Annotated in this window: 18 protein-coding genes and 1 pseudogene; 5 read left to right on the top strand and 14 right to left on the bottom strand. The window is 72.1% G+C overall.

What is annotated here, in order from left to right; translation table 11 throughout:
- The first annotated feature begins 15 nt into the window (after positions 1-15).
- Together ACH4FX_RS29015 and ACH4FX_RS29010 are read left to right on the top strand one after the other, a co-directional pair.
- A complete protein-coding gene (locus ACH4FX_RS29015; RefSeq protein ID WP_398483833.1) occupies positions 16-540 on the top strand; it encodes a MarR family winged helix-turn-helix transcriptional regulator in 525 nt (174 codons plus the stop codon).
- Positions 541-730: 190 nt separating this feature from the next.
- Positions 731-1,153, top strand: a complete 423-nt coding sequence (locus tag ACH4FX_RS29010; protein WP_398484006.1) for an STAS domain-containing protein — start codon at positions 731-733, stop codon at positions 1,151-1,153.
- Between the two features lie 66 nt (positions 1,154-1,219).
- Here the strand turns inward: ACH4FX_RS29010 and ACH4FX_RS29005 are convergent, their stop codons facing one another.
- Entirely contained in the window at positions 1,220-1,645 is a 426-nt protein-coding gene (locus tag ACH4FX_RS29005) for an SRPBCC family protein (RefSeq protein WP_398483831.1), read from the bottom strand.
- A gap of 312 nt (positions 1,646-1,957) precedes the next feature.
- Between ACH4FX_RS29005 and ACH4FX_RS29000 the strand changes: the two genes are divergently transcribed.
- Positions 1,958-2,395, top strand: coding sequence for an ATP-binding protein (locus ACH4FX_RS29000; RefSeq protein ID WP_398483829.1), 438 nt, complete (start codon positions 1,958-1,960; stop codon positions 2,393-2,395).
- Here ACH4FX_RS29000 and ACH4FX_RS28995 read toward each other — a convergent pair.
- From ACH4FX_RS28995 to ACH4FX_RS28975, 5 genes are read right to left on the bottom strand one after another with little or no spacing between them, the layout of a single operon-like run.
- Positions 2,387-3,946 (bottom strand): PP2C family protein-serine/threonine phosphatase, encoded by a 1,560-nt coding sequence (locus ACH4FX_RS28995; protein WP_398483827.1) that lies wholly within the window; start codon positions 3,944-3,946, stop codon positions 2,387-2,389. The genes ACH4FX_RS29000 and ACH4FX_RS28995 overlap by 9 nt on opposite strands.
- Positions 3,943-4,959: a SpoIIE family protein phosphatase gene (locus ACH4FX_RS28990; protein ID WP_398483825.1), complete on the bottom strand. Its 1,017-nt coding sequence runs from the start codon at positions 4,957-4,959 to the stop codon at positions 3,943-3,945. The genes ACH4FX_RS28995 and ACH4FX_RS28990 overlap by 4 nt, the downstream gene beginning before the upstream one ends.
- Positions 4,956-5,444, bottom strand: a complete 489-nt coding sequence (locus tag ACH4FX_RS28985) for an ATP-binding protein (RefSeq protein WP_398483823.1) — start codon at positions 5,442-5,444, stop codon at positions 4,956-4,958. The genes ACH4FX_RS28990 and ACH4FX_RS28985 overlap by 4 nt, the downstream gene beginning before the upstream one ends.
- Positions 5,428-5,838, bottom strand: a complete 411-nt coding sequence (locus ACH4FX_RS28980; protein ID WP_398483821.1) for an STAS domain-containing protein — start codon at positions 5,836-5,838, stop codon at positions 5,428-5,430. Before ACH4FX_RS28980 ends, ACH4FX_RS28985 begins: the two co-directional genes overlap by 17 nt.
- Positions 5,835-6,719 (bottom strand): STAS domain-containing protein, encoded by an 885-nt coding sequence (locus ACH4FX_RS28975; RefSeq protein WP_398483819.1) that lies wholly within the window; start codon positions 6,717-6,719, stop codon positions 5,835-5,837. Before ACH4FX_RS28975 ends, ACH4FX_RS28980 begins: the two co-directional genes overlap by 4 nt.
- A 284-nt stretch (positions 6,720-7,003) precedes the next feature.
- Between ACH4FX_RS28975 and ACH4FX_RS28970 the strand changes: the two genes are divergently transcribed.
- Positions 7,004-7,888 (top strand): RNA polymerase sigma factor SigF, encoded by an 885-nt coding sequence (locus ACH4FX_RS28970; RefSeq protein ID WP_398483818.1) that lies wholly within the window; start codon positions 7,004-7,006, stop codon positions 7,886-7,888.
- A gap of 132 nt (positions 7,889-8,020) precedes the next feature.
- Here the strand turns inward: ACH4FX_RS28970 and ACH4FX_RS28965 are convergent.
- Positions 8,021-8,371 (bottom strand): annotated as a pseudogene (locus ACH4FX_RS28965) (respiratory nitrate reductase subunit gamma); the annotation flags it as partial.
- A 459-nt stretch (positions 8,372-8,830) separates the two neighbouring features.
- On the opposite strand from ACH4FX_RS28965, the gene asnB reads away from it, so the two are divergent.
- Complete coding sequence (asnB, locus tag ACH4FX_RS28960; RefSeq protein WP_398483816.1) at positions 8,831-10,690, top strand: asparagine synthase (glutamine-hydrolyzing); 1,860 nt, start codon at positions 8,831-8,833, stop codon at positions 10,688-10,690.
- Between the two features lie 5 nt (positions 10,691-10,695).
- Here the strand turns inward: asnB and ACH4FX_RS28955 are convergent, their stop codons facing one another.
- From ACH4FX_RS28955 to ACH4FX_RS28925, 7 genes are all read right to left on the bottom strand, one after another.
- Positions 10,696-11,937, bottom strand: coding sequence for an aromatic acid exporter family protein (locus ACH4FX_RS28955; RefSeq protein WP_398483814.1), 1,242 nt, complete (start codon positions 11,935-11,937; stop codon positions 10,696-10,698).
- Positions 11,938-12,077: 140 nt separating this feature from the next.
- A complete protein-coding gene (locus tag ACH4FX_RS28950) occupies positions 12,078-12,710 on the bottom strand; it encodes an acetoacetate decarboxylase family protein (RefSeq protein WP_398483812.1) in 633 nt (210 codons plus the stop codon).
- A gap of 86 nt (positions 12,711-12,796) precedes the next feature.
- Positions 12,797-12,961: a hypothetical protein gene (locus ACH4FX_RS28945; RefSeq protein WP_398483811.1), complete on the bottom strand. Its 165-nt coding sequence runs from the start codon at positions 12,959-12,961 to the stop codon at positions 12,797-12,799.
- Positions 12,962-13,127: 166 nt separating this feature from the next.
- Positions 13,128-14,228, bottom strand: coding sequence for a PLP-dependent aminotransferase family protein (locus tag ACH4FX_RS28940; RefSeq protein WP_398483809.1), 1,101 nt, complete (start codon positions 14,226-14,228; stop codon positions 13,128-13,130).
- 117 nt (positions 14,229-14,345) lie between these two features.
- A complete protein-coding gene (locus tag ACH4FX_RS28935) occupies positions 14,346-15,437 on the bottom strand; it encodes an alpha-hydroxy acid oxidase (RefSeq protein ID WP_398483807.1) in 1,092 nt (363 codons plus the stop codon).
- A 181-nt stretch (positions 15,438-15,618) separates the two neighbouring features.
- Positions 15,619-16,386: a TSUP family transporter gene (locus tag ACH4FX_RS28930; RefSeq protein ID WP_398483805.1), complete on the bottom strand. Its 768-nt coding sequence runs from the start codon at positions 16,384-16,386 to the stop codon at positions 15,619-15,621.
- 125 nt (positions 16,387-16,511) lie between these two features.
- A complete protein-coding gene (locus ACH4FX_RS28925) occupies positions 16,512-17,501 on the bottom strand; it encodes a TauD/TfdA family dioxygenase (protein WP_398483803.1) in 990 nt (329 codons plus the stop codon).
- Between the last annotated feature and the right edge of the window lie 63 nt (positions 17,502-17,564).

The raw sequence follows: 17,564 nt of genomic DNA, 5'->3' as shown, positions 1-17,564 counted from the left end.
TGACAGAGTGGTCGGGTGTCCCGTTTCCCCGGTCAGTCGTACCAACGCGAGCAGGTGACCGAGGCCACCCTTGCCGCCTCCGAGTTGCTGGAGGTGCTGTGGGGGCGCGGTCAGGAGACGGCACGGTCGGCGCAGGTCTCGCCGTCCCAGTTGCGGGCTCTCCTGGTGATCGAGGAACACGAGGGCACCAACCTGCGGGCGCTCGCCGACGACCTCGGCTCGCGCCCGCCCGCCGTGAGCCGTCTGTGCGACCGCTTGGAGGCCATGGGCCTGGCCGAGCGCTGTCCGAGCGCGACGAGCCGGCGGGAGGTCGAACTGCGGCTGAGCCTGCGCGGGCGCGCGTTCCTGGAGGAGTACCGGGCCGCCCGCAAGAGCGAGGTGGCCGCCATCGTGGCGCGGATGGATCCGGCGCAGGTCGCCGATCTCGCGTCGGGTCTGGCGGCGTTCCGCAGAGCGGCCGCCCTGCACCGGACGGCCGAGGGCGGCCGAGCGGTTTCCGCCCGCCGCGCGCTCGACGCGGACAGCGCGGACAGTGCGTGAAGACATTGATGGCCCCGCTTCTCGATCCGAAGTCACTCCGGGCAGAGCCGTGTTGCGCAGTGACGGGGACCAGATTGTTGCCTTTCTGGAATATTGTCAAACGGCAACAATCCCTCTATTGTTGATCACTGCATCCGGCCGGGCGGCAGCCCGTCCCGGCCGCCGACCCCGCCACCGACCGAGGATGACCGTGCACCCACAGCCCAGCGCAGACCGGCCGACACGGGTCGTGGTGCGGGAGGGCCACCGTGCCGAGGACGCGTTGGTCGTCACCGTCACCGGGCCGCTCGACATCGACACCGTCGCGCCGCTGGAGGAGGCCCTGCGCACGGCGGGCGCCGCGCGGCCGGACGGTGCCGGGACGGGGGACGGTGCGGCGCGGCCGGTGGTCGTCGACCTGGCCGCGGTGGACTTCGCGGACTCCACGACGGTCAACGTGCTGTTGCAGCAGCACGCCGCCCTGGGCACCCGGCTCCGCCTGGCCGCCCCTTCGCCGGGCCTGCGCCGGCTCTTCGAACTGACCGGCCTCGACGCCGTTCTTCCGCTCTACGCAACGGTGCCGGAAGCGGCGGCGGCCGACGGCGTGGCGGCCGGGGAGCCGGCCGGGGAGTAGACGGCGGGGAGAGCCGCGGCGGCGCCGGAAACGGAAGGTGCCGGAGCGCCGCCGGGACCCGGCGGATCAAGCCGCCGCGGCCGTCTCCGCGAGTTTCCGGAATTCTCCCAGGTCGTAGTTGGCGAGAGTGGAGTCCAGATTCGTCAGGGCCCCCAGATGCTCCACGAAACCTTGCGGTGCGTACTCTATTTGCAGCGTGACACGGCTTGATGTGTCACCGAGCCGGTGGAAGGTGACGACACCCGCGTGATGGACGCCCCCCGTTGTTTTCCAGGCGATGCGCTCCTGGGGTTTCACCTCGGTGAGTTCCGCCACGAATTTCTTGTCGGCCCCCGGCAGCGACAGCTGCCAGGAGAAATGGGTGTCGTCCAGGCGCTCGACCAGCCGTACATGGCTGAGGAACTCCGGCCACCGCGTGACGTCCGACCACAGCGCCCAGCTCACCGCGACGGGCGCCTCGATGTCCACACTCTCCAGCAGCGAGGACGACATGGGATGAACCTCCTTGCTCTCGTGAGCGGATGGGGACGGCCACTCGCGCGCACGGCCGCCTCCGGCGGTATTCGTGTACGGCCGGGAATGCGGTCCGGCCGTATCCGCGAACGGCCCGGAGTTGCCCTTGTACCCCGCGCTCTTCCGGGTACCCGGGTGGTACGGCAGCCGTTACCGACTGCCTGCCCGCCCGGTCGCCACCCCATCGGGAACTCGCTGTTCCGTATGTGACGGTGTGATTGCCCGGTTGCCTGGCGGGCAAGCTGCCTACTTGTACGCCTTACGGTCGAACGGGAAACGAGGTGAGCCCCGATGAGCAGCGCCACGGCCCCGCACAGGGTTTCCACAGCGCCGTCGCTGACGGTCACGCTGGAGAACTGTCCCGAAGCGGCAGCCGTCGCCCGGGATGTCGCCGGTGACCTGCTGAGGGGGCTGGGCCCGCCGCCGGACCGGGACGCCGCCGACGCCGTCGTGCTCATCGTCTCCGAACTCGTCACCAACGCCGTCCGGCACACCGGGACCCGCACCTGCACCCTGCATCTCACGGCCGGCCCCGACACCGTGACGGTGAGCGTGGCCGATTCCAGCACCCGGCCGCCCTGCGAGCGGAATCCGGACGTGCGCGGCGAGGGCGGCGGCTTCGGCTGGCCGATGGTCCGCCGCCTCGCCGTCTCCACCTCGGTGGAGACCACCGCCGGGGGCAAGACGGTCAGCGCCGTCGTCGCCCGGCGGGGCCGGACGTCAGCGTGAACGCGGCGACGGCCGGACGGCCAGCGCCAGTGTGTCGTCGGAGTGCAGGATGACGGTGTGCATGTCCTCGGCGATGGCGCCGGGGATCTCCCCGATGGGCCGGTGCCGGTGCCGCCGGGCGCTCTCGGCCAGGCGCTGCTCGCCCTCCCTGGGGTCCCGCCGGCTCTCGGTGAGCCCGTCGGTGTACAGCACCAGCAGGTCGCCGTCGTCCAGCTTCGTGTGCAGCAGCCGCTCACTGCCGGGGAGCGGGTAGCCGACCCCGCGGCCGCGCACCTCCAGGTATTCCTCCTCACCCGTGCCCCGCACCACCAGAGCCGGCGGATGGCTGCCGTTGGCCAGTTGCAGATCCCCGCTGACCGGGTCGATCCGCGCCAGCAGCACCGTGGCCATCAGCTCGGGATCGAGCGGCGCCAGGATCTCGTCCGTACGGGCCACGATGGATTTCAGCGGGTGGCCTTCCAGCGCGAGCGTCCGCACGGCATGCGTGACGTTCAGCGCACTGCGCGTACTGCGTACGCCGTGGCCGAGCGCGTCGACGACGGTGATGTGGACCGTGCCGTCCGGCAATGTGAACCAGTCGTAGAAGTCGCCCCCGGTGGGTGCGTCGGTGCCGGCCGGCGCGTAGTGCACGGCCAGTTCCAGCCCGTCCACCGCGATCGGCGGCGGGCGCAGCGCGTCCTCCAGCTCGCGCAGGATGTGGCCGTACGCCGTCCGCAGTTGCTCGTCGCGCTCCTCCAACTGCACGTAGAGCGCCAGCACACCGCTGTTCGTCTCGGCCAGTTCGTGCGTCAGGCGGCGCTGGTCGGCGGCGAGGGAGTCCACCCGGGCCAGCGCGACCCGCAGTTCCTCCTCCAGGAGCCGGTTCTCGGCCACCGGGTCCGCCACCCCGTCGGACCCGTCGCCGCCGGACGCGCCCGCGAACGTGCTGCCGGGGCCGCGCAGCCGTCCGCCGCCGGCCGTGGCGTCGTCCGGCGACCGTCCCGCGGGGATCCGGAACTCCGGGGTGCCGGCCGGGAGCGGTACATGCCAGGTGGCCGTGTCGGACGAGACCTGGGCGGGCAGCGGCAGTTCGGCGCCGGCCGGCGGGGTGAGCACGGGGGCCGGGATGCGCAGCGTGACGGCCAGGAAGCCGGTGTCGGCCGGGTCGGCGGCGGCATCGGCCGGGATGTGGGACGCGGCATCGGCCGGGGTGACCGCGGAGCCGTCCCCCCGGCCGCTCCCGGGACCGTTGCCGTTGCGGGAGGCGGACCCGTCGCGGGAACCGGCCGGCGGCCCGGCGGCGTCCGGGGGACCGACGCCGGCACCGGTGGCGTCCCCGGGCGCCCCGACGGACCCCGGGGTCAGGGTTCCGGCCGGGGCGGAACGATCCGTCGCACACGTACGGGCCGACTCCAGCGTGACCCCGTACCCGGCCCGGAGCACCGAGTCGGCCAGTGTGCTCACGGACAGCACGAGTCGCGCCCGTGTCTCGACGGGCAGGGCGTTGGCCGCGCCCAGCCGGCGCACGGCGTGGCGCAGCGCCGGCAGCGCATGGAAGGTATGGCGTCTCACGAGAGTCTCTGGTGGAGGTTGGCGGCGAGTACGGTCGCGTCGTCCCGGCTGCGGCGGTGGCCGTGCACGAGGGCCGCGGCCTGCAACGGCGCGGGCAGACGCAGGAAGAAGGGGTCCGGGCCGTGGGCCCAGCGGTGGTCGATGCCGTCGGTGTGCAGCAGGGCGGTGAAGCGCGGTTCCCACGGGATGTCGCGGGCCAGCGGCTGCGGTATCTCCAGCCCCGCCACCCCGGGTTGACCGGTCAGCCGGTGCTGGACGTCCCGCTGCGTCAGCGTCAGGCACCGTACGTTGCCGATGCCGCAGTACTGGGCCCGTCCGGCGTGCAGCCGCAGCAGCCCGACGGCCGCGCCCCGGCTGCGGCGCAGCGCACGGTGCAGGGTGCTCAGCAGACCGGGCAGCGGCTGGTCGGACACCCTGGCGAAGGTACGCAGCGCGATCTGCGCCGCCTCGGCCGCCGGCGGCCCGTGCCCGAGCCCGTCGACCATGATCGCGGTCAGCCCCTGCTCGGTCTCGGCCACCGCGCAGGCGTCCCCGCTGACCTCCTCCCGCTCGGCGGGCACGCAGATGGCGCCGACCGCCCGGCGCGCGGCCGTCGCCTCCTCGGGCGGCGCGAGCCGGGCACAGGCCACGGTGCCGCCCGGCTCATGGGTGCGGACGGTGAAGCTCGTGGCTATGCGGTTGACGCCGCCCAGGCCGGCGCCGAGCGTCTCGGTCGTCGTGTACCCGTCGGCCAGACAGCGCCGGAGCTCCGGCATGCCCGGCCCGCGGTCCGCGGCGATGATCTCCACTCCTTTCCCCAGCGGCAGTTCCTGCACGTACAGCGCCCCGTCCACCGCATGCTTGGCGAGATTGCTGCCCAGTTCGGACGCGATCACCGCGGCCTGATCGGGCAGCGCTCCCTGGAGCCCGCAGCGCTCCGCGACCGACCGCGCGGCCCGTGCGGCCAGGTGGACGGCGCTGTAGTGGTCGACGGGGATGTACGCCGACGGGTACGCGGCGGGCGGCAGAGTCAACGCGCGGCCCACCGGGTCGCCGTCACCGTCGTGCCGCCGCCCTCCCGGGTACGGATCTCGAACTCGTCCATCAGGCGCTGCGCGCCGCCCAGCCCGTGCCCGAGGCCGGAGCCGGTGGTGTAGCCGTCGGTGAGCGCCGCGTCGATGTCGGCGATGCCGGGTCCGGCGTCGTCGACCGTCAGCCGCAGGCCCACCGCGCCGGGCCGGGTCGGGTACTCGATCCGTACCGTGCCGCCGCCTCCGTGGACGTAGGCGTTGCGGGCCAGCTCGCTGGCGGCCGTGACCACCCGGGTCTGGTCGACGATGCTGAAGCCGACCTGGAGGGTGGCGTCGCGGACCGCGTGCCGGATCGCGAGCAGGTCCTGTTCGCTGCGCACGGTGAGCACCGTCGGTTCGGCCGGGCCGTCGGCCCGCTCCGTGCCCGTGCCGTCGAGCGTCGTGGTACCGGCGCCGCCGGTACGGCCGTATTCACCGGGTCCCGTCATGCGGTACCTCTCCGGAGGGACGGGGACTCTGGTACCAGCCCAGGGCCGCCATGCCGTGTTCCGCGTTCAGGGCGGTCTCCACACCGGCGAGGCGCAGCCCGAGCTCGGCCAGGGTCATGGCCACAGGGGGCCGCATGCCCGCGACGATCACCCGGGCTCCCAGGAGCCGCGCCATGGTGGTCAGTTCCATCAGCGTCCGCGCCACGAAGGAGTCGATGATCTCCAGGCGCGAGATGTCGATGAGCACACCGCGCGCGCGGTCGGCCGTGATACGGGTGGTCAGCTCCTCGGTGAAGGCCACGACCGTGGCGTCGTCCAGCTCGTTGAGCAGCCCGGTGACCAGCACGTCGCCCAGCCTGAGGATGGGCACCGAGGGCGTCGGGCGGGCGTTCACCGGTTCTCCTGCGCGCCGGCCGACCGGTGGGTCGTGGCCTCGTCGGTGAGCTTGACCGCGGTGGCCAGCGCGTCGGCGAGGGTGGCGCGGGTCAGGATGGTGGACAGGTCGATGCCGAGCTGGGCGATGGTCTGCGCGATGGACGGCCGGATGCCGCTGATCACACAGTCCGCGCCCATCAGCCGTACCGCGTTGACGGTCTGCATCAGGTGCTGGGCGACCGCGGTGTCCACGGTCGGCACCCCCGTGATGTCGATGATGGCGACCAGCGCCTCGTGCTCCTGGATGGCCTCCAGCAGGTTCTCCATCACCACCTGCGTACGGGTGGTGTCGAGGGTGCCGATCAGGGGTACGGCCAGGACCTGCCGCCACAGGCGGACGACCGGGGTGGACACCTCCAGGAGCTGCCGGCTCTGCCGCCGGATGATCTCCTCGCGGCCCTCCACGTAGACTTCGAAGGAGAGCGCGCCGGCCGCGTCCAGCAGCCGGTTGATCAGCACGGCGATGGTGAACAGCTCCTCGGTGTCCCGGGTCTGCCGTTGCACCGCCTCCAGGAGCGCTTCCTTGAGCGAGAGGACGGCCAGGGACGTGACGGTCGGCATGGCGCCGCCCCGCGCCCGGCGCATGGAGAGATCGGTCACGGCCTGGCGCAGGGCCTGGTCGGTGGCGATGACGCGGTTCGCCGGGACGTCGCTCTCCAGCCCGCGCAGGAGGGCGTGGAGCAAGGCGTCGGCCTCCTCCCGCAGTTCGCCCTCGCTCACTATGCCGTGCATCTCCTCCTGGGCCAGCTGGAGCTGTACCCAGCGGTCGGAGACGGTCTCGGTTTCCGCGCGCAGCGCGCCGATGACACGTTCGCGTGCCGCGGCCTCGGTGAAACTCAACCCGGGGTCCTTTCTTGGTGATTGGCTGGAGCACAAGCGCGCTTGTTGTGCTGCTCGTGCGGTGTGTGCCCAACCGCACGCGATCTTCGATTGCCGTCCGGCAAATGTTACCGAGCGCGGGCAAGGGCACGAAGCCGGACCGTCGCGGCCGCCTCCCGGCCCCGGCCGCCGCGCCGATCTTCCACCTCCCCATGAGCAACTGTTTCCCACAGGCAAGGGTTGAACACCTAAGAGTCGGGCAGGTGCACCTGACCGTACGTACCGCGAAGGGTGAAGATGTGACCATGCTTGCCGTACCAGGATGTGCAGCGGAGGCGAAGACGACGGTGCCGGCGCGGCGGGAGCCGCAGGCGCCCGAGCTGCCGCGGGTGCCGGACGCGACCAAGGTGGCGCCCCGGGACGCCCGGGAGCTGTCGAAGCTGTTCCTCGCCCGGCTCGCCACCCTCGAAGAGGGAACGCCCCAGTACCAGTACGCACGCAACACCCTCATCGAGATGAATCTCTCACTGGTCCGCTTCGCCGCCTCCCGGTTCCGCGGCCGGGGCCAGGACCTCGGACACTCCGAGGACATCATCCAGGTCGGCACGATCGGCCTGATCAAGGCGATCGACCGGTTCGACCTCGCGCGCGAGGTGGAGTTCTCCACCTTCGCCGTCCCGTACATCGTCGGTGAGATCAAGCGCTTCTTCCGCGACGCCACCTGGGCCGTGCACGTGCCCCGCCGGGTCCAGGAACTGCGGGTCGAGCTGTCCCGGGCTGGTGAGCAGCTCTCCGCCGACCTGGGCCGCGAGCCCACCGTTGCGGAGCTCGCCGCCCATCTGGAGATCGGTGCGGACGAGGTCGTCGACGCGATCGCCGCCAGCAACGGTTACACGGCCGGTTCGCTGGACACTCCCGGCGACGGCTCCGGCGCGGCCGGCGAAAGCCGCGCCATCGCCGACGTCATGGGCGACGAGGACCCCGCGATGGAGCTGGTCGAGAACCTGAACGCGCTCGCCCCGCTCCTGCAGGAGCTGGACGACCGCCGGCGCCGCATCATCGAGATGCGCTTCGTCCAGGAGATGACGCAGGCGCAGATCGGCGCGGAGCTGGGCATCTCGCAGATGCACGTCTCGCGGCTGCTCTCGCGGACCCTGGAACACCTGCGGAAAGGGATGCTGGAGCAGTAGCCGTGGCGGACCGGAATCCCGACGCCCGCCGCGCGCTCGGACGGTGTGCCGGGAGAGTACGTCCCGAACCGGTCGGGGGAAGGAACCTCATTGTGACCGGTGTACCCGCTTCTCACCCTCGCCGAACCGCCGTCACCGGCCTCGTGCGGCGCTGTGGTCCTTCTCTCGTCCGCGCCCGGCCCCCGCGCGAACCGGATGCCCGGCCACGGGACGGCGGGCGGTCCTCTGGGGACCGCGGGAGCGGTAGACGATGTAGGGCCGCACCAGATAGCCGACCGGGGCGGCGAAGGCGTGGACGAGCCTGCTGAAGGGCCACAGCGCGAACAGCGCCATGCCGGGCAGGGCGTGGAGCTGGTAGACGAATGGCGCGTGCGCCATGGCGGACACGTCCGGGTCGAGGGTGAACAGCGAGCGGAACCACACCGATACGCCCTGGCGGTAGTCGTACGGACGGGCGCAGGTGGTGGTTGCGGTGGCCGCCAGCCGCCCGGCCGCCGGCAGCCGCTCGGCCGCGTCCGCCGCGACACGTCCGCCTTCGCCCTGCCACGCCGCATACGACGGCTCCTTCCGGGGCCACGGTGGCGGACTCGTTCGGGCACGCCACACAACGAACGTCCCCAGATTCCTCCCGCCCCGGCAGTTCGCAGGGGCGGATTTCGCCAGTTGGGCAGCTTTGGAAGTTATTTTTCTCCGGCTTTGCCGTGGCTGCTCCCCGGCCACCTGAACGACACCATTCCGGCCCTCGGGCGGCGTGCCCGCACCGCGCGGCGAACCGCCGGGCAAGGGCGCCCGGGACCACCGGCCGGCCTGCCGGTGGAAAGCGGGAATTTCCCGCCGGGACGGGTGGAAGCCGGGCGGATACAATGGGCGTCAGGCACTTGTAGGAATGTGCGAGGCGCCCGTGGCCGCTTCGCGCATTCCTGATGAAGGCGTGTGGTTTCCATGTGCGGTCTGGCCGGCTGGGTGAGTTACGAACGCGACCTCACCGCGTATGCGGATACCGCACGGGCGATGACCGCGACCATGGTCTGCCGAGGCCCGGACGCCGGCGGGGTGTGGGTGTCGGAACATGCGCTGCTCGGCCACCGCAGGCTGGCCATCATCGACATCCAGGGCGGTCGCCAGCCGATGGACGCGGCGGACGCCGGGGAATCCGGGAAAGCGCCGGTCATCACCTACACCGGCGAAGTCTACAATTTCCGGGAACTGCGCGACGAGTTGTGCGGCCTAGGACACACCTTCCGGACGTCCAGCGACACGGAAGTCGTCCTCCGCGCCTACCTGGAGTGGGGCGAGGGCTGCGCCGAACACCTGAACGGAATTTACGCCTTCGCGCTGTGGGACCCGCGCTCCGAGGAACTGTTCCTGATCCGCGACCGAATGGGCGTCAAACCCCTGTATTACTGTCCGACCGCCGATGGTGTGCTCTTCGGTTCCGAGCCGAAGGCGATCCTCGCCCACGACGAGATCGAGGCGGCCGTGGACGCGGAAGGCCTGCGCGAGATCTTCAGCATCGTCAAGACGCCCGGCCACGGCGTGTTCCGCGGTATCCACGAGGTCCTGCCCGGAACGGTACGGAAATTCACCCGGCACGGCAGCGACGTGCGCACCTACTGGAAACTGACGGCCCGTCCGCACACCGACGACCTCGACACCACGGTGGCCACCGTCCGCTCGCTCCTGGAGGACACCGTCGAGCGCCAGCTCTTCGCCGACGTCACCGTCGGCACGCTGCTCTCCGGCGGACTGGACTCCAGCGCCGTCACCGCGCTCGCCGCCGCGTCCCGGGCCCGGCGCGGCATCCCGGAACCGGTCCGCGCCTTCTCCGTCGACTTCACCGGCCACCAGGAGCGCTTCCGCTCCAACGTGCAGTGGGAGGACCCGGACACCCCGTTCGCGATCGAGGTGGCCACCCACGTCGGCGCCGAACACATCATCGTGGAACTGGACAACGAGGACATCCTCGACCCGAAGGTCCGCGACGCCGTGCTGCGCGCCCAGGACCTGCCGGTGTCCACCGGCGACATGGAGTACTCCCTGTTCCTGCTCTGCCGGGCGCTCAAGGAGCGCATGACGGTGGCACTGTCCGGCGAGGCGGCGGACGAGCTGTTCGGCGGCTACACCTGGTTCCACGACCCGGAGGCGACCGGCCTCGACAGCTTCCCCTGGCACCACCCGTTCGAGAAGGCCGGCGGCATCGGCGCGCTGCGCGAACTGGGCCTGTGGGACCGGCTGGGCCTCACCGAGTACATCGAACGGCGCTACGCCGAAGCGCTGGCCGACGTGCCGCGGCTGGCCGGCGAGACCGGCCACGAGGCCCGGATGCGCGAGATCACCTACCTCAACCTCACCCGCTGGGAGAACTTCCTCCTGGACCGCAAGGACCGCATCAGCATGGCGGTCAGCCTGGAGGTGCGCGTCCCCTTCACCGACCACCGCCTGGTCGAGTACGTCTACAACACCCCGTGGGCCATGAAGTGCTTCGACGGCCGGGAGAAGAGCCTGCTGCGCGCCGCGATGCGCGGCCTGCTGCCGGACTCGGTCCTCGACCGCAAGAAGAGCCCCTATCCCTCCACCCAGGACCTGAAGTACGAGCACGCCCTGCGCCGCAAGGTCGCCGGCCTCCTCACCCCGGACGCGCCGGTGCTGCACCTGGTGAGCGAGGACGGCATCCGCCGCCTCCTGGACCGGCCGGAAGGCGCGTACGGCGTAGGCGGCCCGTGGAGCGCCCGCGCCGTGCTGGAACGGCTGGTCGAGTTCGACACCTGGGTGCGCGAGTACGGCGTACGGGTCACCGTCTAGGTTCGCTAGGGCACCGGGCCCTGGCGCTCGGCGGTACGGCCGCCCGTCCGGGTGACGTTTATCCGGCCCCGGAGCCGGTCCACCAAGCGGTACTTCTCGCGCTGCTCACGGGACTCCCGGTCCAGCTCCTCGATCAGCCGCTGGGTGCGTTTGTCCACGTCCAGCTCGTCCAGGATGCGGTCGACCTCGGCCAGCAGCGCACCGTGCAACTGCCACTGCCGAGGGTGCTCCTGCACGCCGTCCAACAGCAGGTGCGCGACCACGTCGCGGCTGGCGCGGCTGCGGGCGAGTTCCGTGACGAGCCGCTCCTCGGCCTCCTCCGCGTTGGCGCTGACCTGCGTGGTGATCAGTACGGCGAAACTCTCGACCGCGCAGGCCAGGTGGTGGAGCACATCGTGCAGGGCGGCGGCGATGTGCGGAGCGAAGAGGTGCTCCTGTGTCCGGGCCTTGGCCAGGTCGGTCAGGGTGCGGCACAGCGTTCGGAGCACCACCGCGGAGATCTCCAGGGTGTCCAGACCGGTGCGCAGCACCACACGGAATAGTGTGCCCTCCTTGACCCGGGGGTTGAGCCGCAGGCTGTCCTCCGCCTGCCGCAGCGCGGCGTCCACCTGCACGATGTCGTGGTCCAGGCGGCGCGCCTCGTGCAGCCGGGCCGCGGCCTCCCGCACCGGGATGTGCCCGCACACCTCGTCCCCGAGGCACACGAGCAGCCGCCGCATCCGGCTCGCCAGGTCCTCGATGGCCGCGCCGGCGGGCTGCACCCACACCGGCGGCACGAACAGCACGTTGAAGAGCAGCCCGACGACGGCGCCGATCAGGGTCTCCAGCACCCGGTCCCAGGCGGTCTCGGCCACCCGGGTCACCCCCAGCACCAGCATGGCGCTGATCGCCACCTCGGGCACGAACTCACCGGCCCGTACGAAGCGGCCGATCACCAGCGCGGCGAGGATGATCAGGCCGAGGCTCCACCAGGTCAGCCCCACCAGGGCGCTGAACCCGATGGCGATCAGCACGCCCACCACCACCGCGTTGACCCGGCGCATCCCGGTGGTGAGCGTCGCGTAGAGCGTGACCTGGACGACCAGGAGCGCGGTGAGCGGAGCGGTCAGCGGCGCCGGTTCGCTGCTCAGCGCCAGGGCGACGGCGTACGAGATCACGGCGGCCACGGTCGACCGGACGGTCTGGACGACCACCGGCTCACGGCGCCGCCGGACGAGATCCAGCAAGGGGTCGGTAACTTCAGCCACGGTTGGCTTGTTCCCCCTCTTTCGCACCACAGGCACCATCGGCCGGCTGATCACCGGTCTGCTCGGCGGGGAAGGGGGCGCGAGCCGGGTGGTGACGACTGATCAGGTCACCCGGTGGCGGCAGGTGTCCGTGGCGGTGGTCAGCCGGCGGGCGGAACCGGGTACCGCGCCGGGGCGGGCATGAGCATGTCGAACGAGGCGGCGGCGAAGCGGAGCCGGGCTTCGGCGCGGTGGAGCGCGGGCAGCCGCGCGGACCACTCGGTCACCCGGAGCGAGGCGGCTGCCGGCCGGGCGCGGAACCGCGCGGTGATGACCGTCCGGGCCCCGTCGAGGGTGCCGAAGCCGGTCATCGGCAGCGGAAGACGAGGTAGCGGCGGGCGCTTCGCCGTCACTTCGAGGGCGGCGACCAGCCCTTCGCGGTCGCGGACGCGGACGTGCGGGCCGTCCCAGTGGAACGCGGCCGACTGCTTGGGGACGCCCCAGATGCGCCGGCCGCCCCGCAGCGACCGCTCGTCGTCGACCCAGATCCACTGGACGTACAGGCCGATGCGCCGGCCGCGGCGGACGGGCGTTCCGATGATCAGCTCGTCGTAGCGGAGGGTGCCCCCGCGGTACCGGATGAGGAAGACGGCCAGCCCGCGAGGCAGCAGGCGTGCGAGGTCCGGGGGCGGAGCCGGGGCCGGCTCCGCGGCGAACAGGCCGCCCCACAGGTGGCCCGTCAGATGCCAGGGCGGGGGCGGGTACGGGGCCGGGTCCGGGCCGGAGTCGGTCACTGCGGTTCCTTCCCGCGCCGGACCGTGCCGTGCGCCCATCGGGCGGATACCCCCGTGGGCCGTCGTCCATGCGGAGCCGGCCGCCGTCAGGACCTGTCCCGCTCCGCGTCCTCCTCGCGCTCGCCCTCCGCCTGGGAGGGGGTGGGGCGGGGCGCGTCCTCGCGGTCCCGGGAGGACGCGCCCCGCCGGCCCGCCGTCTTCGGTTCGTCGTCCCGCTCGCCTTCCGCCTGGGACGGTGTCTGATCACTCATGTGCGGTGCCTCCAAGGGCTTCGAAGATCATTTGCGGTCCGCTGGGTACCCGTATCGAACCATGACAAACACCGACTTTCCGCACAGGCAGGCGAGGCGGCCGGGATCGACTGACCGCGGGCCCCGGGCGGAACGCTCCGCCCGGGGCCCGTCCGGCAGCCGGGTGTCAGCCCTTCGACGCGACCGCCGCCAGCCGCTCGACGCCGGCGGCGAACTCGTCCGGCTCGAAGGACTGGAACGGCAGCCGCAGGAAGACCTCGCCCTCCGGCGGCGCGGCGTCGGCCGGGTAGAACCCCGAGCCCCGGGTCAGCTTCAGGCCGTCGGCCGCCGCGGCCTTCAGGAACGTGTTCTCGTCCGTGGCGACGGGCAGGTGCACGCTCACGTAGTAGCCGCCGTGCGGTTCGGTGATCAGCGCGTCCGCGCCCAGCAGTTCGCGCACGGCCCGCACCGCGCCGTCGTGCCGCGGGCCGAGCAGCTCGCGGACCCGCGCCACGTTCTCCTGGGCCAGACCCGCGGCCAGCGCCCGCGCGGCGACCGCCTGGAGCAGCGGGGCGGGCGAGAGGTAGGTGCCCTCGGCGAGCGCGGCCAGGGCGCCGAGCGTGGCGGGATCCCCGATGACGTACCCGACGCGCAGCCCGGGGCTGAGGACCTTGCTCAGCGAGCCCATGGTGAGGACCCGCCCGGCGGGCGCCAGCTCGAAGAAGCCGGCGGGCGCCGTGCCGCCGTACCGCAGCTCCCGGTAGGGGATGTCCTCCAGGATCAGGAAGTCGTGGGCCTCGGCGAGCCGCACGAGACGGCGGCGCTTGTCCTCGCTCATGGTGACGCCGCTGGGGTTCTGGAAATCCGGGATGACGTAGACGACCGCCGGCACCCGGGACGCCAGCCGCGCTTCGAGCGCGTCCAGGTCGAGACCGTCGGGCCGGAGCGGGACGCCGGAGACCCGCCCGCCGTGCCGCTCGAAGATCTGCACCGCCCGGTCGTAGGTGGGGGCCTCCACGTAGACGTCCTTGCGGTCGCCCGCGAGGAGGTGCGCGGCGAGCAGATCCAGCGCCTGCAGGGAACCGTTGGTGACGAATATCCGGTCGGCGCCGACCGAGTGGAACGCCGCGAGCTGCTCCCGCAGCGCCGCGTCACCGGTGTGCTTGCCGATCGGCGCGTACTGGAACACCCGGTCCTCGTGGTCCCGCAGGACGGCCGCGGTGTGCTCGGCGAGCTGCCGGGAGGGGATCGCTTCCTGCGGGGGAATGCCACGCGAGAAGTGGAACATGGTGGGTCTCCGATCTCGGAATGTCGTCATGTCGGTACGGCTGGACGGTTGGTGGGCGGGGCGGCTGGCCGGCTGGAGGGCCGTACGCTGGACGGCCGACCGGGGCCCCGGGGGTTTTCAGGCCGCCCCGGCGCCGGCCCGGGTCACGAAGTCCGGCCCCAGCTCGTCCACATCCGCGGCGCCCAGCTGCCGGAGCGTGTCCTCGATCTCCTGGCGCAGCAGCCGCAGCACGGCCTCCACCCCTTCGCGCCCGGCGATCCCCAGGCCCCACAGGTACGGCCGTCCCAGGCAGACCGCGTCGGCGCCGAGGGCGAGGGCCTTGACGACGTGGACGCCGGAGCGGATACCGCTGTCGAACAGCACCGTGCTCCGGCCGGCGACCTCGTCCGCCACCTCGCTCAGGGCGACCACGCTGGGCACCGCCCCGTCCAGCTGCCGCCCGCCGTGGTTGGAGACGATGACGCCGTCCGCGCCGCTGTCCAGGCACCGGCGGGCGTCCTCGGCCCGCAGCACGCCCTTCACCAGGAGGGGGAGCCGGGTCCGCGCGCGGATCCACAGCAGATCCGCCCAGCTGAGCGGCAGCCGGTCGATGCGGGCACCGGCCGGCACCTCGCCCTCCAGGATGCCGAGCGCGCGCAGCGTGCCGAAGTCCACGTGGCCGGGGGTGGCGAACCCGGCGCGCCGGGCGTGCACCCGCAGGGCGGCGTGGCTGGCGTCCACCGTCACCACCAGGGCCGAGGCGCCCGCGGTCTCGGCCATGTCGATCGTCGCGGCGATGTCGTCCCGCGACCGGTAGGCGTACAGCTGGAACCAGCAGGCCCCGCCGGACGACTTGGCGATCTCCGGGAAGGGGACGTGGCTGTCGGTGCTGACGACGGGCACGACCCCGGCCGCCTCGGCGGCGAGGCACGTGGCGATCTCCGCGTCCTCGTGCAGCAGCCGCTGCGGGCTCGTCGGAGCGAGCAGGACGGGCATCGCCATGCGGTGTCCGAGGACGGTCACTTCGGTGCGGGGCTCGGTCGCCGTGCCGGCGAGGACCCGCGGCCGGAGCCAGATGCCGTCGAACGCCGCGATGTTGGCGCGCACGGTGCGGTCGGTGCCGGCGCCGCCGGCCACGTACGCCCGGCAGCCCCGGTCGAGCACCTGGTCACTGGCTGCCTCGAAGTCGGGCAGGGTCAGCAGTTCATCGAGATTCCGTGCGGTGTCCAAGGCTGGCCTCCGGTCTCTCGTCACGTGTGTGGCGGATGAGTTCTCTCGTCGTTCCCATCAAGTGCTGGACGTGCTGAAGTGCTGGCAGAGCTGAATTGCCGGCGGTGCGGAATTGCCGGCGGTGCGGGAACGCCGGTGGTGCTGAATTACGGGTGGCGCGGGACCCGAATGCGTCGCGCGGTCATGCGAACTGATCGAACGCCATCTTCGTCACCATGCCGATCACCACGAGCACCAGCACGGTACGGACGAATCCGGACCCCTTTTTCAGCGCCATGCGTGAACCGATCAGCGCGCCGGTCACATTGCCCACGGCCATACCGAGCCCCAGCGCCCAGAGCACATTTCCCTGGATCGCGAAGACGGCCAGGGCGCCGAGGTTGGACGAGGCGTTGATGACCTTCGACATCGCCGCGCTCTCCAGGAACTGCGTCGCCAGGAGCGTGGTGAAGGAAATGATGAGGAAGGTGCCCACGCCGGGCCCGAACAGGCCGTCGTAGAAACCGACCACGCAGCCGCCGAGGAGTACGGCGACGACGCGCCGCCGCCGGGTCACCTCGCGCGACAGCGGCTGGGTGCCGAAATTCGGCCGTAGCGCCACGAAGAGGGCGACCGAGATCAGCAGGACCATGATGACCGGCCGGAAGTACGCCGTGGGGACGGTGGCCGCGGACAGCGCGCCGAGCGCCCCGGCCGGCACCGCGCAGGCGGCGGCCGGCACCAGGATCTTCCGGTCCAGGGCCGTACGCCGCGCGTACATGGCGGCGGCGGTCGCCGTCCCCGTGATCGCGGCGATCTTGTTGGTGCCCAGGGCGGTTGCCGGGGGCAGGTGGGGGAAGCTGAGCAGCAGGACGGGGATGAGCAGCACCCCGCCCCCGCCGACCACGGCGTCCACCCACCCGGCGGCCACGGCGGCGGTGAGCAGCCCTATGACGTCGAAGAATTCCACGGTATTCCGGTCCTCGGTCCGAAGGCGCGCAGTCCGGGGCGGCTGCGCGGAATCCAGGAGCCGGCGACCGCGCACGGGGCGGTCGCGCTCGGCGGGGTGCCGCGATCACGCGGGCAGGGCGGGCCTCAGAGCACGCCCTGGATCTCCTCCATCGGCGGGATGACGCGCTGGCGGGGCATCATGTGCTGCGTCCAGCCGAGGATGGAGCGTACGGAGTAGAACCGGCGCAGCCAGCGGTCCTGGCCGTCGTAGCGCGGGACGAACGCGCTGCGGCCGTGCGCCGCGACGTGGTTGTCGACCACGACGAGGTCGCCGGGCTCCAGTACGACGTTGTGGCAGACCGCCTCCAGCGCCTCGGCCAGCGCCTTGAGGGCCACGGTTGCCCCGGCGTCGGCGGCGTGCGTGGTGTGCGAGTTGAAGCGCATGAACGGCCGGTCGTCCGGCCCGAAGATCGCGGGGTGCGGGCCGGAGCGGGGCACCGGGCCGGTCCGGCCCCGGGTGAAGGAGGTCGGGTAGGAGCTGTAGAACTGCGGGGTGCGCAGGACCGCCACCTGCTCGGCCGTCAGATGCCGGACCGCCTCGCGCACCGAGGCGACGCGGGTGGCCGCCACCCGCTCGTGGTCCTGGCGCAGGCACAGCAGGCCCAGGTAGTCGGGGCGCAGCGGGTGGTGGACGTTCTCCGTGTGGAAGTCGAAGGCCACCGAACCGCTGTTCTCGATCCGCTTCTCCTCGCCGGGCACCGCGTGCACGTCGTGGATCAGGGCTCCGCCCTTCTCGTCCTGATAGCCGACGAGCGAGCCGAGCAGGTCCGCCACGAGCGTGAGCGTGCCGTCGGTGGGGTGGCCGCGGAGGGCGCCCGAGTGGTGGACGGCGGGGGTGGCGGGAAGGTCTCCCAGGGGCACGCCGCGCAGCAGGAAGAAGCCCGAGTCGCCACTGCCCTCGGCGAATTCGAGCAAGGCGGTACGGACGGCTTTCGGCAGATCCAGAAGGAGGCCGGAAAGCGCCAGCGGAGAGGCTTCGGAGGCGCCGGCGGCGAGCTGGGAGAGCTGCCAGAGTTTCTGCGTTTCGGCCTCGGACAGGCGGAGGGTCTGCTGTTCGGCGAGTGCGGGGGTCACCGTGGCTCCTTCTTCTTGAATGCTGCGTTCGAGTCGCGTGTTCAGGCCGTTCGGGGACGTGAA

It is taken from the genome of Streptomyces sp. NPDC018019, assembly GCF_044327805.1.
GTDB lineage: Bacteria > Actinomycetota > Actinomycetes > Streptomycetales > Streptomycetaceae > Streptomyces.
Note: the sequence above shows the minus strand (reverse complement) of the source record. Positions and strands in the feature narration are given on the sequence as shown.

Bases quoted from the DNA above. Each gene is read 5' to 3' on its own strand.
- ACH4FX_RS29005 (WP_398483831.1), bottom strand. From the start codon at position 1,645: ATGTCGTCCTCGCTGCTGGAGAGTGTGGACATCGAGGCGCCCGTCGCG.
- ACH4FX_RS29000 (WP_398483829.1), top strand. From the start codon at position 1,958: ATGAGCAGCGCCACGGCCCCGCACAGGGTTTCCACAGCGCCGTCGCTG.
- ACH4FX_RS28985 (WP_398483823.1), bottom strand. From the start codon at position 5,444: ATGACGGGACCCGGTGAATACGGCCGTACCGGCGGCGCCGGTACCACG.
- ACH4FX_RS28970 (WP_398483818.1), top strand. From the start codon at position 7,004: ATGCTTGCCGTACCAGGATGTGCAGCGGAGGCGAAGACGACGGTGCCG.
- asnB (WP_398483816.1), top strand. From the start codon at position 8,831: ATGTGCGGTCTGGCCGGCTGGGTGAGTTACGAACGCGACCTCACCGCG.
- ACH4FX_RS28945 (WP_398483811.1), bottom strand. From the start codon at position 12,961: ATGAGTGATCAGACACCGTCCCAGGCGGAAGGCGAGCGGGACGACGAA.
- ACH4FX_RS28940 (WP_398483809.1), bottom strand. From the start codon at position 14,228: ATGTTCCACTTCTCGCGTGGCATTCCCCCGCAGGAAGCGATCCCCTCC.